Origin of the sequence: Microbacterium sp. SA156 (genome assembly GCF_049065455.1) — a bacterium.
In the GTDB taxonomy this organism is placed as follows: domain Bacteria; phylum Actinomycetota; class Actinomycetes; order Actinomycetales; family Microbacteriaceae; genus Microbacterium; species Microbacterium barkeri.
Window position 1 is genome coordinate 1 of the sequence record NZ_JBAKGU010000014.1, and the last position, 14,132, is coordinate 14,132.

Sequence of the window (14,132 nt, forward strand, 5' to 3'; positions counted from 1 at the left end):
TTGTGTTGTACGTCGCAGACCTGGGGCGGGGAACCTTCCGGCTCAACCTCACCGCTTGGCGGCGACAAGGGAATACATTACGCCGAACCCCCACCCCCAGCAAACCCACCCACCACCCGGGCGTGTCGCAACCCGGAAGCACGGCCAGCCGGTCCCTGTTCCGCCGAAGGGCGCGCCTCCTCACGGAGACGCGCCCTTCGGCGGAACGCTGGATGTCAGGCGTCGATGAAGACGCCGGCGAGCGCCTTCTTGCCGCGCCGCAGCACCGAGACGCCGCCCGGGAGCGCGCCGTTCACCGTCGCCTCTTCGGAGTCGACCTTCGCGCCGTCCACGGATACGCCGCCCTGGGAGATCGCGCGACGCGCCTCCGATACCGATGACACGAGCCCTGTCTCCACGAGCGCCTGGGTGACGGGCGTGCCTGCCGCGAGCGTCGCATGGGGCAGTTCACGGAGCGCGGAGGCGAGGGTGCCCGCGTCGAGAGCACCGAGATCTCCCTTTCCGAACAGAGCCTCCGACGCGTCGATAGCCGCAGCGGTCGCCTCTGCCCCGTGCACGGCGGTCGTCACCTCGAGCGCCAGCCTCTTCTGCGCCGCACGGCGGAACGGCTCGCTCTCCACGAGAGCTGCGTACTCCTCGATCTCGGCCCGCGTGAGGAATGTGAAGACCTTCAGCAGCTTCACGACGATCGAGTCGTCGGCGTTGAGCCAGAACTGGTACATCGCGTACGGGCTGCACATCTCGGCATCGAGCCAGATCGCGTTGCCCTCGCTCTTGCCGAACTTCTTGCCGTCGGCATCGGTGATGAGCGGTGTGCCGATGGCATGCACGGACGTGCCCTCGACGCGGTGGACGAGGTCGGTGCCGCTCGTGAGGTTGCCCCACTGGTCGGATCCGCCCGTCTGCAGCACACACCCGTACTCGCGGTACAGCTGCAGGAAGTCCATCCCCTGGAGGATCTGGTAGCTGAACTCCGTGTAGCTGATGCCGGATTCCGAGTTCAGGCGCGCGCTCACCGAGTCCTTCTTGAGCATGGTGCCGACCCGGAAGTGCTTGCCGATGTCGCGAAGGAAGTCGATCGCGCTCATCGGAGCGGTCCAGTCGAGGTTGTTGACGATCCGCGCGGCGTTCTCGCCGTCGAAGCTCAGGAAGCGCTCGACCTGCGCACGCAGGCGCGAGACCCACCCGGCGACCGTTGCGCTGTCGTTGAGAGTGCGTTCCGCGGTCGGCTTCGGGTCGCCGATGAGGCCCGTTGCTCCGCCGACGAGCCCGAGCGGACGATGCCCGGCAAGCTGCAGCCGCCGCATGGTGAGCAGCTGCACGAGGTTGCCCAGGTGCAGGCTCGGGGCGGTGGGGTCGAATCCGCAGTAGTAAACGATCGGGTCGCCGCCGAGGAGCTCGCGCAGAGCATCCTGATCAGTCGACACGTGGACGAGGCCACGCCACACCAGCTCGTCGAAGACGTTCTCGAACGTCGGGTCGTTCGCCTGCACGGCGACAGTGGTCACTGCGGTCACGCGTCCAGCCTAAACGGACGCGGGACCTGTCCTCACAAGCCGAGCGCGTGCGCGACGGCCTGCGTCCGTGCGACGAGCTCCGCGCGCTGCTCGGCCACCCGCTCGGGAGCGGTGCCGCCGACACCGGCGCGCGATGCAACCGATCCCTCGATCGACAGCACCTCCCGCACGGCGGGCGTGAGGTGCTCGGACACCTCGGCGAGGAGCTCGTCCGTCGCGTCCTCCAGGCCGATCCCCCGCTCCTCGCAGGCGCGGACGAGCGCACCGGAGATCTCGTGGGCGTCGCGGAACGGGACCCGCTGCGTGACGAGCCACTCCGCGACATCCGTCGCGAGCGAGAATCCCTGCGGCGCGAGCGAGGCCATCCGCTCGGTGTCGAAGCGCAGTGTGGCGACCATCCCTGTGAAGGCGGGAAGAAGCACCTCGAGAGTCGCGACGGAGTCGAACACCGGCTCCTTGTCCTCCTGCAGATCGCGGTTGTACGCGAGGGGCAGCGCCTTGAGCGTCGCGAGCAGGCCGGAGAGGTTGCCGATCAGGCGTCCCGACTTGCCGCGCGCGAGCTCGGCGATGTCGGGGTTCTTCTTCTGCGGCATGATGCTCGAGCCCGTCGAGTACCCATCGTCGAGCGTCACGAAGCCGAACTCGCGGGTGTTCCAGAGGATGATCTCCTCGGCCATGCGCGACAGGTCGATGCCGATCTGCGCCGCGATGTAGGCGAACTCGGCGACGACGTCGCGCGCGGCCGTGCCGTCCATGGAGTTCTCGGCCGGCCGATCGAGGCCGAGTTCGCGGGCGACGAGCGCGGGATCGAGACCGAGGGTCGACCCGGCGAGCGCCCCTCCCCCGTACGGCGACACGCCCGCGCGGGCGCGCCAGTCGCGGAGCCGCTCGAGGTCGCGCACGAGCGGCCATCCGTGTGCCTGGAGGTGATGCGCGAGGAGCACGGGCTGGGCGTGCTGGAGGTGCGTGCGGCCCGGCAGGATGGCCGACGGGTGTGCGTCGGCCTGCGCCACGAGCGCGTCGATGAGCTGGACGAGCTCGCGCGCGATCACACCCGCGTGATCGATGAGGAACAGGCGGATGAGCGTCGCGATCTGGTCGTTGCGGCTCCGGCCTGCGCGCAGTCGGCCGCCGAGCTCGGCGCCCACCTCCTCGAGGAGCGCCGTCTCGAGGGCGCCGTGCACATCCTCATCCGCATCGCGCGGACGCAGACGACCACTTCGCACGCCCTCGGCGAGCGCGTCGAGCCCGGCGTGCATGCGCGCCGCCTCGTCGGCGGTGAGGTAGCCGGCGGCCTCGAGGGCCGCTGCGTGCGCGTGCGAGCCGCGGATGTCGTAGAGCGCGAGCTGCCAGTCGAAGTGCGTCGATCGGCTCAGCGCCTGCAGCTCGGGGCTCGGCCCCCCTGCGAAGCGTCCGCCCCAGAGGGCTCCCTCGTTCGTCCCACGCGTCTCGCCTGTGCTCACCCGTCCAGCGTACTGAAGCGCCAGGACCCGCTCCGACCACCGTCCATGTCTCGCCCACCGCGGGAAAGCCCGTCGCTATCCCACCGCGAGTGAGACACCGCGACGGGACGAGGGCACCATGTCTCGCTCGCCGCGGGAAAGCCCGTACCTATCCAGCCGGTAGTGAGACACCTCGACGAGACGAGGGCACGATCGTGCGGGCGAGCCAGGCGATGCCGGCCTCGAGCGGGCCGCGCCCGACGAGCAGCGACCACAGGCTGCAGCCGACGATCGTCGCGACGGTCAGGGGCCAGAACGGCTCGGTCGCGCGGAACGCCACGAGATCCGACCCGAACTGCAGGACGGTGGGCTCGGGCTGCAGCAGCGCCCACGCGACGAGCTGCGCCGCGTATGCCGTGAGCGGCATCGAGCCCATCGCCCGCAGGGGCCACGCGAGCCAGCGGAGCGGTGTCCTACACACGAGGAGGCATACGCCGATGACCGCCACGGCGAACCCGCCGGAGCCGACCGCCTCGGCGACTCCGCTCGAGTGCGCCGCGTCATCGAGCACGTGCGCCCACACGCTCTCGGGTTCGGCGAGCGACCTCCAGCGGCCCAGCACCCCGTACCCGATGACGGCCGCGGCCGCGCCGCCGAGGACGAGCGCGAACGCCGTCCGCGGCCGACCGAGGCGGAGGCGTCCGATGGCGAGCCCCGCCGCGACGAAGGCGAACCACAGCGCGAACGGATAGTGCCATCCGGTCAGCTGCGCGATGAGCTCGCCGGAGGGCGATTCCCACCCTGCCCATCCGTCGATCGTCCACACCGCGAACGGCGCGATCAGCGCGACCGCGGCGGCGATCGCGAGCAGCATCGCGGGGCGCATCCGCAGCACCGGGAGCGCGAGGAGGAACAGGATGCCGTATGCCGGCAGGATCACGAGCACGGGCGTGTCGAGTGCGACCAGGAGCAGGCCGATCACCCAGATCGCGATCGCCCGCACGACGATCCGGCCGCGCGCGACCGCCATCCGCTCGCCGTCGACCGGGGTCGACCCGCCCGTGACGAGCGCGAGCGAGACGCCGGCGAGCGTCGCGAAGAGGATGGACGAGCGGCCGTTGACGACGTCGATCCAGGTCGCGGGGTCACCCCAGGCGAAGGACGACGTGTCGAGCAGGTGGGCGGCGAACATGCCGATCACCGCGAGGCCGCGCGCGAGGTCGATGCCGGGCGCGCGGCCGGACCCGTCCAGCCGAGCCAGACGGGTCCGGATCCAGCCGGTCAGTCCGCCTGGCGCAGCAGCCAAACGAGGAGGGCCTTCTGCGCGTGCAGGCGGTTCTCCGCCTCGTCCCAGATGACGCTCTGCGGGCCGTCGATGACCTCCGCGTCGACCTCGTAGCCGCGATCGGCGGGGAGGCAGTGGATGAAGATCGCCTTGTCGTCGGCGAGCCCCATGAGCTCGGGCGTCACCTTGTACGCGCCGAGGTCGCGCAGGCGGGCGAGCTTCTCCTCCTCCTTGCCCATCGAGACCCAGGTGTCCGTCACCACGACGTCGGCACCGGCGGCCGCCTCGAGCGGATCGGTGAAGAGGGTGAGCGAGCCGCCGGTCTCGATGCCGATGCGGTCGGCGTCCATCACGATGTCCTCGCGGGGCGCGTAGTCGATGGGCGATGCGATCCGCACGTGCATGCCGGCCATCACGCCCGCGAGCGCGTACGAGTGCGCCATGTTGCTGCGGCCGTCTCCGAAGAACGACAGCGTGAGCCCGCGCAGCTCGCCCTTGTGCTCGCGCACGGTGAGCAGGTCGGCCAGCAGCTGGCACGGATGGAAGTCGTCGCTGAGAGCGTTGACGACGGGCACCCGCGTGCCCTTCGCCATCTCCTCGAGGCCCTGCTGCGCGTACGTGCGCCACACGATCGCGGCGACCTGGCGCTCCAGCACGCGCGCCGTGTCGGCGGGCGTCTCCTTGCCCCCGAGCTGGCTGTTCGCGGTCGAGATGATGAGCGGCGTGCCGCCGAGGTCGGCGATGCCGACGGCGAACGAGACGCGCGTGCGAGTCGACGACTTGTCGAAGATGACCGCCACGGTCTTCGGGCCGGCCAGGGACTTGTCGGCCCAGCGGTCCTTCTTGAGCTCGGCCGCGAGCTCGAGGATCTCGGCCTGCTCGGCCGGCGTGATGTCGTCGTCGCGCAGGAAGTGGCGAGTCATGCGTGGGTCTCCGTCGGGGTCGGGATGGTCGCGGCGACGGCCGAGAGAGCCTCGCCGAACAGGGTGAGGAACTCCTCGATCTCCGCATCGCCGATCGTGTAGGCGGGTGCGATGCGGATGACGTCCGCATCGGGGGCGTTCACGATGAGGCCGCGCTCGTGGGCGGCCGCGCGCACCTCCGCCGCAACCGGCGCGGTCAGCGTGATGCCGATGAGGAGGCCCTCGCCGCGCGTGCCCGAGACGAGCGGGAGCTCGGCGACGGCCGTGCGCAGCTGAGCGCCGCGCGCGGTCACGTTCTCGAGCAGCCCTTCGCTCTCGATGTAGCCGAGCACGGCATTCGCGACCGCGCTGGCGAGCGGGTTGCCGCCGAACGTCGAGTTGTGGGTGCCGGGATAGAACAGGTCGCTCGCTGCGCCGAACGTGATGAGGGCGCCGAGGGGGAATCCCGCGCCGATGCTCTTCGCGAGCGTCACGGCATCGGGGACGATCCCCTCGCGCTGGAAGGCGAACCACTCCCCCGTGCGGCCCGAGCCGGTCTGCACCTCGTCGAGGACGAGGAGCGCGCCGCGCTCGGTCGCGAGCTCGCGAGCCCTCGCGAGGAAGCCGTCGGGCATCGGGACGACGCCGGCCTCGCCCTGGATCGGCTCGACGAAGAGCGCCGCGATCGAGTCATCGAAAGCCGCCTCGAGCGCCTCGAGCGTGGCGTCGATCGAGCGCACGCCCGGCAGGACGGGCTCGAACGGATCGCGGTAGGCGGCCTTGGGGGTGATCGAGAGCGCGCCCATGGTGCGGCCGTGGAACGCGCCGTTGAGCACGAGGATGGTCGACTTGCCGGTCTTCCCGCCGTGCAGGCGGGCGAGCTTGATCGCCATCTCGTTCGCCTCGGTGCCCGAGTTCGAGAGGAACACCCGTCCGTCGTCGCCGGTGCCGGCCAGACGCTTCAGGCGGGCGGCGAGCTCGAGCTGCGCGGGGCTCGCGAAGTAGTTCGAGATGTGCGCGAGCGTCGCCGCCTGCTTCGACACGGCCTCCACGAACACGGGGTGCGCGTGGCCGAGGCAGTTGACGGCGATCCCGCCCAGGAAGTCGAGGTAGCGGCGGTCGTCCGCGTCCCAGACATGCGAGCCCTCGCCCCGGGTGAGGAGCGCGAGGCGCCCGCCCAGGCTCATGAGATCCCGCGATGCGTCGTCCTGCCAGGTGCTCATCCGACCACCACCTCCGTTCCGATTCCCTTGCTGGTGAAGAGCTCGACGAGCACCGAGTGCGGCACGCGCCCGTCGATGATGGCGGCCGTCGGCACGCCGCCGTCGACCGCGTCGAGGCATGCCTGCATCTTCGGGATCATGCCCGACTCGAGCTTCGGCAGCATCTCGCGCAGCTCGTCGGCCTTGATGTGCGACACGAGCGAGTCGCGGTTCGGCCAGTCGGCGTACAAGCCGGGCACATCGGTGAGGACCACGAGCTTCCGCGCGCCGAGCGCCACCGCGAGCGCGGATGCCGCGGCATCCGCGTTGATGTTGAGCGTGTGACCGGGGTGGTCGAGGTCGGGCGCGACACCCGCGACGACCGGGATGCGGTCGGCCTCGAGCTGGTCGATCACGGGAGTCGGGTCGACGCGGACGACGTCGCCCACCCGGCCGAGGCTCTCCTCGACCCCGTCGATGACGACGCCGCGGCGCCGGCCGCCGAAGAGCCCGGCGTCCTCGCCCGAGACGCCCACCGCGAACGGGCCGTGCGAGTTGATCTTGGCGACGAGCTGGGGGTTGATCTGGCCGGTGAGCACCATCCGGACGACCGAGATCGCCTCGGTGCTCGTGACGCGGTAGCCGCCCTTGAACTCGCTCGGGATCGCGAGGCGGTCGAGCATGCTCGAGATCTGCGGCCCGCCGCCGTGCACGACGACGGGCTTGATGCCCACGTAGCGGAGATACGCGATGTCGGCCGCGAACGCGTCCTGGAGCTCCTCCGAGATCATCGCATTGCCGCCGTACTTCACGACGACGATCTGATCGCGGTACTCCTTGAGCCACGGAAGCGACTCGATGAGGGTGGCCGCCTTGAACTCGGCTTCCTCGGGGCTGGTGTCCTGCAGGTCGATCGGTGTCATGAGGAGTACGCGCTGTTCTCGTGGACGTAGTCGTGCGTGAGGTCGTTCGTGAGGATGGTCGCGGTCGCCTCTCCCGCGTGCAGGTCGATGAGCACGTGCGTGTCGCGCGGTGCGAGATCGACCTCCTCGCGGGGGCGGTCCGGGCCGCCCGCGCTGCACACGCGGACGCCGTTCATCGAGACGTCGACCTGGTAGGGATCGAACTCCGCGGAGGTCGTGCCGATCGCCGCCAGCACGCGGCCCCAGTTCGGGTCGTTGCCGAAGATGGCGGCCTTGAAGAGGTTGTTGCGCGCGACCGAGCGGCCCACCTCGACCGCGTCCTGCTCGCTCGCGGCCCCGACGACCTCGATCGCGATCGCATGGCTGGCGCCCTCGGCGTCGGCCTGCAGCTGCCGCGCGAGGTCGGAGCAGACCGCGGCGAGCGCGCTCGCGAACTCCTCCGGGTCGGGGGTCACGCCCGAGGCCCCGCTCACGAGGAGCGTAACCTGGTCGTTCGTCGACATGCATCCGTCGGAGTCGAGCCGGTCGAAGCTGACGTTCGTTGCGGAGCGGAGGTGCGCGTCGGCGGCCGCCGCGTCGAGCACGGCGTCGGTCGTGAGCACGACGAGCATCGTCGCGAGCCCGGGAGCGAGCATCCCCGCGCCCTTCGCCATCCCTCCGATCGACCATCCGCCGCCGCGATGCACCGCGGTCTTGGGAACCGTGTCGGTCGTCATGATCGCGCGTGCCGCGTCGTCTCCGCCGCCGACGCTGAGGGAGGCGATCGCCTTCGCGGTGCCGTCGAGCACCTTCGCGCGGAACACGTCGTCGCCCGTGCCGATGAGGCCGGTCGAGCAGACCTGGATGCCGACGGCTCCGACGCCGAGGAGCTCCGCCGCGCGCTCCGCGGTCTGGTGCGTCGTCTGGAAGCCGAACGCGCCCGTGAAGCAGTTGGCGCCGCCCGAGTTCAGCACGACCGCCTCGATCACGCCGCCCTTGATCGCCTCCTGCGACCACAGGATCGGGTTCGCCTTCGCCCGGTTCGAGGTGAACACGGCGGCGCCGGCCTTGAGCGGCCCGCGGTTGACGACGACCGCGACGTCGGGCTTGCCTGTCGACTTGAGCCCTGCGGCGACTCCGGCCGCCTCGAATCCTGCGGGTGCGGTCACGCTCACGGCGCCACTCCGTTCACGGTGAGAGCGCGGCCCTCCGGCAGGCCGAGCGCGATGTTCATGGACTGGATCGCGGCGCCCGCCGTCCCCTTTGCGAGGTTGTCGACGGCGGTCACGACGACGACCCGGCCGGCCGCGCGGTCGATCGCGAGGCCGATGAGGGCCGTGTTCGCGCCGAGGACGTCGGCCGTGCGCGGCACCTGTCCCTCGGGCAGGAGCTGCATGAAGGTCTCGCCCGCGTACGCCTGCTCCCACGCGTCGCGGATCTGCGCGTCGGTCGCGCCGTCCGCGATGCGCGCCGTCGAGGTCGCGAGGATGCCGCGGGCCATCGGCACGATCACGGGGGTGAAGGAGATGCGGATGTCGCCGGTCGCGCCCGCGGCACGGAGCGCCTGCCGGATCTCGGGGATGTGGCGGTGCGTTCCCCCCACCGCGTACGGGTTCGCCGTTCCGAGGAGCTCAGCGCCGAGAAGATGCGTCTTGAGGCTCTTGCCCGCGCCCGAGGGGCCGACCGCCAGGACGCTCACGATGTCGGACGGGTCGATGACGCCCGCGGCGACGCCGGGCGCGAGGCTGAGACTCACGGTCGACGCGTTGCACCCGGGCGCCGCGATCCGAGTGGCCCCGACGAGACGCTCGCGCTGCTTCGCGCCGCCGACCGGAAGCTCGGGGACGCCGTACGCCCAGGGCTCGTGGAAGGCACCGCCGTAGAACGCGTCCCAGTCCCCCTCGTCGACGAGACGGTGATCGGCGCCGCAGTCGATGACGAGCGCGGCGTCGCCGAGCGCGTCGGTGTACTGGCCGGATTGGCCGTGCGGGAGCGCGAGGAAGACGACATCGTGACCGGCGAGGATCTCCGGCGTCGTGTCCTGCAGGGTGAGGTGCGCGAGCGAGCGGAGGTGCGGCTGATGCTGGATGAGCGGCTGGCCGGCGTTCGAGTGCGCGGTGACCGTGCGGATCTCGACGTCCGGATGTTCGGCGAGCAGACGGAGGAGCTCTCCGCCGGCGTAGCCCGAAGCGCCGGAGACGGCGACCGAATACGACATGACTTCTACCTTATTGTCCGTGGGCGGGGGCCGGAGACGGCGACACCGGCCGACGGACCGCGCGCAGGCGCAGTGTCTCGCGGTGTCGCCTAGATTCGGCGGCCGCTGCGACGTCGGGGCGCGACGAGCGCGCTCGGAGCGAGCGTGCGCGAGGTCGCGGGCGAGGTCATGCCGACGACAGTACCACGGAGCGGATGGTCGGCTCGTCAGTCAGGCAGGTCGGCGAGCGTGGGCGTCGTCCATGAGGGATCGGGGCGCCAGTCGCGCCACGCGGGGTCGAACGGCCAGTCCCCGGCCGCGAACGACGCGATCCTTGCCGCGTTTCGCGGCGATCGGGGCAGAGTTCGCCCCGTTCTGCGGGAACCTCGTCCGACATCCGCCTCGTTCTGAGGCAACCGGCCGGGCGTTCGCCGCGTTCCGCGGCTGGTCTGGCGATGAACGCCGAATCGCCCGACCGGCTCGTGAGGCCCCGCGCACGCGCACGCGCGCGTCTCGCGACCCGGGCCATCCGCGCCCGCGTGCAGATCGCAGCATCGGCGCGCCGCGGCATCTCGGATGCGGCGAGACCCCGCCAGGAGCGGGGTCTCGCCGTGCACGCGCCGTCTCAGTCGCGCAGCTGCGCGCCGAAGCGCTCGCTCGCGACGGCCACTCCGGCGAGCTTCGCGTCGGATGCCTCGGCGGCGGTGAGCGTGCGGTCCGGTGCGCGGAAGCGCAGCGCGAACGTGAGGCTCTTCGACCCCTCGGGAACACCCTGACCGCGGTAGTCGTCCACGAGGCGCAGCGACTCGAGCAGGGAGCCGGCCCCCTCGGCGAGCGCGGCGCGGAGCGAGGCCGCCGGCAGATCGGCCGGGACGATGAGCGAGACGTCCTGCGTCGCGGCGGGGAACGTCGACAGCGACTCGGCGACGACGCGATCGCCCGCGCGATCGAGCACGGCGTCGAGGTCGATCTCGCCGACGGTGACCCGCCCGACGAGGTCGGCCTCGTCGGCGACCTGCGGGAGCAGCTCGCCCACGTACCCCACGACGTCGCCGAGCACGGAGAGCAGGCCGGTGCGGCCCGGGTGCAGCGCCGCGCGCTCGCCCTGGACGACGTCGATCTCGACGCCCGCGGCCGCGGCGATCAGCCGGACCGCGTCGAGGGCGACCTCGAGTCCGGCGGCCTCGGCCGCGCGACCGGGCTGCTTCGGCGCGATGCTGCCCGCGAGCAGGAACGCGATCCGGCGCGGCTGCTCCGGGATGGAGGCGTCGATCGCGGCGAGCGTGGTCGCGTCCGGTCGCACGGCGAGCGGCGGGATGGTGTCGGTCCCGTAGGTCATGCCGGGCTCGGGGAGGAAGACGGTGCCGACCTCGAAGAGCGCCAGATCGGTCAGACCGCGCGCGAGGTTCCGGTGCGCGGTCTGCAGCAGGCCCGGGATGAGCGATCGGCGCAGGTACGGGGCCTGGCCGTCGAGCGCGTTCGCGAGCCGGACGCTCGGCAGGCGCTCTCCCGACGCCGACCCGTGCAGGTCGTTCTGCTCCTGCGTCGTGAACGGGAAGGCGGGGGTCTCCACGAAGCCCGCGGCCGCGAGCGCGTTCGCGACGCGGCGGCGCCCCTGCTGCAGGGGCGTGTAGCCGCGTCCCGACGGCGGAGTCGGGAGGATCGACGGGATGCGGTCGAGCCCGTGGATGCGCGCGACCTCCTCCGCGAGCGTCCACTTGTCGGTGAGATCCGGACGCCAGGACGGCGGGATGACCTGCCATCCGCCATCGACGGCGGCCACCTGGGCGCCGATCATCTCGAGGGCGCCCACGATCTCGTCGTCCGTGTAGTCGACGCCCACGATGCCGGGCACGAAGGCCGCGGGGAGCTCGATCCCCTCGGACACCTGCTCGGCGTACAGCGCGCTGCCCAGCTCGTCCGCCGTCCCGCCTGCGAGCTCGACCATGAGGTCGACCGCGCGCTGCGCCGCCGCGTACGGGATGGCCGGGTCGACCCCGCGCTCGAACCGACGCGACGCATCGCTCGACAGCTTGTGCCGGCGCGCCGTGCGCGCGATCGAGACCGCGTCGAACGTCGCGGCCTCGATGAGGACGTTCCTGGTGTCGTCGCCCATCTCGGTCGTCGCGCCGCCCATCACGCCGGCGAGGCCGATCGGGCCCGACTCATCGGCGATGAGGAGGTCCTCCGGGTCGAGCGTGCGCACCTGGCCGTCGAGCGTCTCGAGCTTCTCGCCCGGCTCCGCTCGGCGGACCGTGATGCCGCCCGTGAGCTTGTCGAGGTCGTAGCCGTGGATCGGGTTGCCGAGCTCGAGCATGACGTAGTTGGTGATGTCCACGAGGATGCCGAGCGAGCGCACACCTGCGAGCGACAGCCGCGCGATCATCCACGGCGGCGTCGGCTTCGATGTGTCGACGTCGCGGACGACCCGCGTGACGAACTCCGTCGCGCCCACGCGCCCCCGGATGGGCCGCGTGTCGACGACCGACACCGGGAAGCCCTCGCCCGACGCGACGTCGGCGAGCTCGGCGGGGTCGCGGAACGCCGCGCCGGTGGCGTGCGCGTACTCGCGTGCGATGCCTCGGATCGACAGCGCGTAGCCGCGGTCGGGCGTGACGTTGACGTCGACCGCCGCGTCATCGAGGCCGAGGAGGGCGATCGCGTCGGCGCCGACCTCCGGGTCGAGGCCGAGCTCGACGAGACGGAGGATGCCGTTGTGCTCGTCGCCCAGGCCGAGCTCGCGCGCGGAGGCGATCATGCCATCCGACAGGTGACCGTAGGTCTTGCGGGCCGCGATCGGGAAGGGTCCGGGCAGGACGGCGCCGGGCAGCGTCGCGACGATCTTGTCGCCGGGGAAGAAGTTGCTCGCGCCGCAGACGATGCCGCGCGGCTCCTCCTCTCCGACGTCGACCTGGCACCAGCGGATCGTCTTGCCGTTCTTCTGCGGCTCCTCCTCGAAGGAGAGCACCCGGCCCACGACGATCGGGCCGGTCAGGTCGAAGCGGACGACATCCTCCTCCTCGAACCCGACGCGCACGAGCGCAGCGAGGACGTCCTCGGGGGTCGCCTCCTGCGGAAGATCGACGTACTCACGCAGCCACGAAAGCGGGACGCGCATCACACCACCATCCCGAACTGCTCGCTGAAGCGCACATCGCCCTCTGCCATGTCGCGCATGTCCTTCACGTCGCTGCGGAACATGAGCGTGCGCTCGATGCCCATGCCGAACGCGAACCCGCTGTAGACCTCCGGATCGATCCCCGCCGCGCGGAGCACGTTGGGGTTGATCATGCCGCAGCCGCCCCACTCGATCCAGCGCGCGCCGCCCTTGAAGGTCGGGTGCCAGAGGTCGAGCTCGGCCGACGGCTCGGTGAACGGGAAGTAGTTGGTGCGCAGGCGGGTCTTCGCCTCCGCGCCGAACAGCTGCCGTGCGACGTGGTCGAGGGTGCCCTTGAGGTGGGCCATCGTGATGCCCTTGTCGACGACCAGGCCCTCGAACTGCGTGAAGACAGGCAGATGCGTCGCGTCGAACTCGTCGGTGCGGTACACGCGGCCGGGGCAGATGACGTAGACCGGCAGGTCGCGCTCGAGCATCGAGCGCACCTGGACGGGGCTCGTGTGCGTGCGCATGACGAGATGGCGCTCGACCGGGTCCACGAAGAACGTGTCCTGCATCTGGCGCGCGGGGTGGTCCTCGTCGAAGTTCAGGGCGTCGAAGTTGAACCACTCGTGCTCGAGCTCGGGTCCCTCCGCGATCTCCCATCCCATGCCGACGAAGATGTCGCCGATCTGCTCCTGCAGGAGCGAGAGCGGATGGCGCGCGCCGGTGCGCGTGCGGCTCGCGACGGCGGTGATGTCGACCCGCTCGGCCTCGAGCCGGGCGGCCAGCTCGGCCTGCGCGAGCTCCTCCTCGCGCGCGGCCAGGGCCTGCGTCACTCGTCCGCGTGCCTGCCCGACGAGCTTGCCGAACTCGGCCTTCTGCTCCTTCGGCACGCTGCGCATCTGCGCGTTGAAGGCGGCCAGGGGCGACCCCTCCCCCGCATGCGCGGCGCGGGCGGCTTTCAGGGCCGCGGTGTCGGGGGCCGCGGCGATCGCGGCGAGCGCGGCCGCGACGGCTGCTTCGACCCCTTCGGGCGTGATCTCGGGAGCATCAGACACGAGAGTCGAGTCTAGTCGGCCGGTCGCCGTGCTCCGCCGCGCTCAGAGCGCGGGCGAGGGCGCGGGATGTGCCCGGCGATCGGCGCATCCGCACCGCGAGCTCCTCGTCCTCCACGCTGTCGAAGGCCGCTCGAGCGGCCTCGACCGCAGGCAGCGCCGCGGTGGTCCAGCGGTAGAGCGCGTCGATGAGGTCCTGCAGCGTTCGACCCAGGGCGCTGATGCGGTACTCCACCGCGACCGGCCGCGTGCTCAGCACGACACGGTCGACCATGCCGTTGCGCTCCATGCGGCGCAGGGCCGTCGTGAGCGACTTCTGGGTGATCGCGGGGATCGCCTGGCGCAGCTCGCTGAAGCGCCGCGGTCGCTCGCAGAGCGTGTCGAGAATCCGCAGCGACCACTTGTCGAGGAGCTGGTCGAGGAGATCGCGGTGCTCTTCGGCGAGTCGGAGCGGGTCGGTATCCGGCATGAAACCTCGTCTCGTTGAAGTGCCTTCTCGGCGGTGAGTACACAGGAGATCCCTGAACGGA

General features: G+C 71.3%; 11 protein-coding genes. All 11 read right to left on the bottom strand.

Going from position 1 to position 14,132, the window contains the following annotated elements:
• Window positions 1-215: 215 nt before the first annotated feature.
• Window positions 216-1,517, bottom strand: coding sequence for a tyrosine--tRNA ligase (gene tyrS / locus ACOWU6_RS13150; protein ID WP_421075968.1), 1,302 nt, complete (start codon window positions 1,515-1,517; stop codon window positions 216-218).
• A 32-nt stretch (window positions 1,518-1,549) separates the two neighbouring features.
• Window positions 1,550-2,980, bottom strand: a complete 1,431-nt coding sequence (gene argH, locus ACOWU6_RS13155) for an argininosuccinate lyase (protein WP_324011906.1) — start codon at window positions 2,978-2,980, stop codon at window positions 1,550-1,552.
• A 148-nt stretch (window positions 2,981-3,128) separates the two neighbouring features.
• Window positions 3,129-4,265: a heparan-alpha-glucosaminide N-acetyltransferase domain-containing protein gene (locus tag ACOWU6_RS13160; RefSeq protein WP_421075969.1), complete on the bottom strand. Its 1,137-nt coding sequence runs from the start codon at window positions 4,263-4,265 to the stop codon at window positions 3,129-3,131.
• Complete coding sequence (argF, locus tag ACOWU6_RS13165) at window positions 4,241-5,167, bottom strand: ornithine carbamoyltransferase (protein ID WP_271174283.1); 927 nt, start codon at window positions 5,165-5,167, stop codon at window positions 4,241-4,243. Before argF ends, ACOWU6_RS13160 begins: the two co-directional genes overlap by 25 nt.
• A complete protein-coding gene (locus ACOWU6_RS13170) occupies window positions 5,164-6,369 on the bottom strand; it encodes an acetylornithine transaminase (RefSeq protein WP_271174282.1) in 1,206 nt (401 codons plus the stop codon). The genes argF and ACOWU6_RS13170 overlap by 4 nt, the downstream gene beginning before the upstream one ends.
• A complete protein-coding gene (gene argB, locus ACOWU6_RS13175) occupies window positions 6,366-7,271 on the bottom strand; it encodes an acetylglutamate kinase (RefSeq protein WP_271174281.1) in 906 nt (301 codons plus the stop codon). The genes ACOWU6_RS13170 and argB overlap by 4 nt, the downstream gene beginning before the upstream one ends.
• A complete protein-coding gene (gene argJ / locus ACOWU6_RS13180; RefSeq protein ID WP_271174280.1) occupies window positions 7,268-8,425 on the bottom strand; it encodes a bifunctional glutamate N-acetyltransferase/amino-acid acetyltransferase ArgJ in 1,158 nt (385 codons plus the stop codon). Before argJ ends, argB begins: the two co-directional genes overlap by 4 nt.
• Entirely contained in the window at window positions 8,422-9,468 is a 1,047-nt protein-coding gene (gene argC / locus ACOWU6_RS13185) for an N-acetyl-gamma-glutamyl-phosphate reductase (protein ID WP_421075970.1), read from the bottom strand. Before argC ends, argJ begins: the two co-directional genes overlap by 4 nt.
• A gap of 604 nt (window positions 9,469-10,072) precedes the next feature.
• Window positions 10,073-12,565 carry a phenylalanine--tRNA ligase subunit beta gene (gene pheT / locus ACOWU6_RS13190; protein ID WP_421075971.1) on the bottom strand — a complete coding sequence of 831 codons (2,493 nt, stop codon included), beginning with the start codon at window positions 12,563-12,565 and terminating at the stop codon, window positions 10,073-10,075.
• Window positions 12,565-13,605 (bottom strand): phenylalanine--tRNA ligase subunit alpha, encoded by a 1,041-nt coding sequence (pheS, locus tag ACOWU6_RS13195; RefSeq protein ID WP_271174276.1) that lies wholly within the window; start codon window positions 13,603-13,605, stop codon window positions 12,565-12,567. Before pheS ends, pheT begins: the two co-directional genes overlap by 1 nt.
• Complete coding sequence (locus ACOWU6_RS13200; protein ID WP_282980039.1) at window positions 13,598-14,071, bottom strand: winged helix-turn-helix transcriptional regulator; 474 nt, start codon at window positions 14,069-14,071, stop codon at window positions 13,598-13,600. Before ACOWU6_RS13200 ends, pheS begins: the two co-directional genes overlap by 8 nt.
• Window positions 14,072-14,132 lie beyond the last annotated feature (61 nt).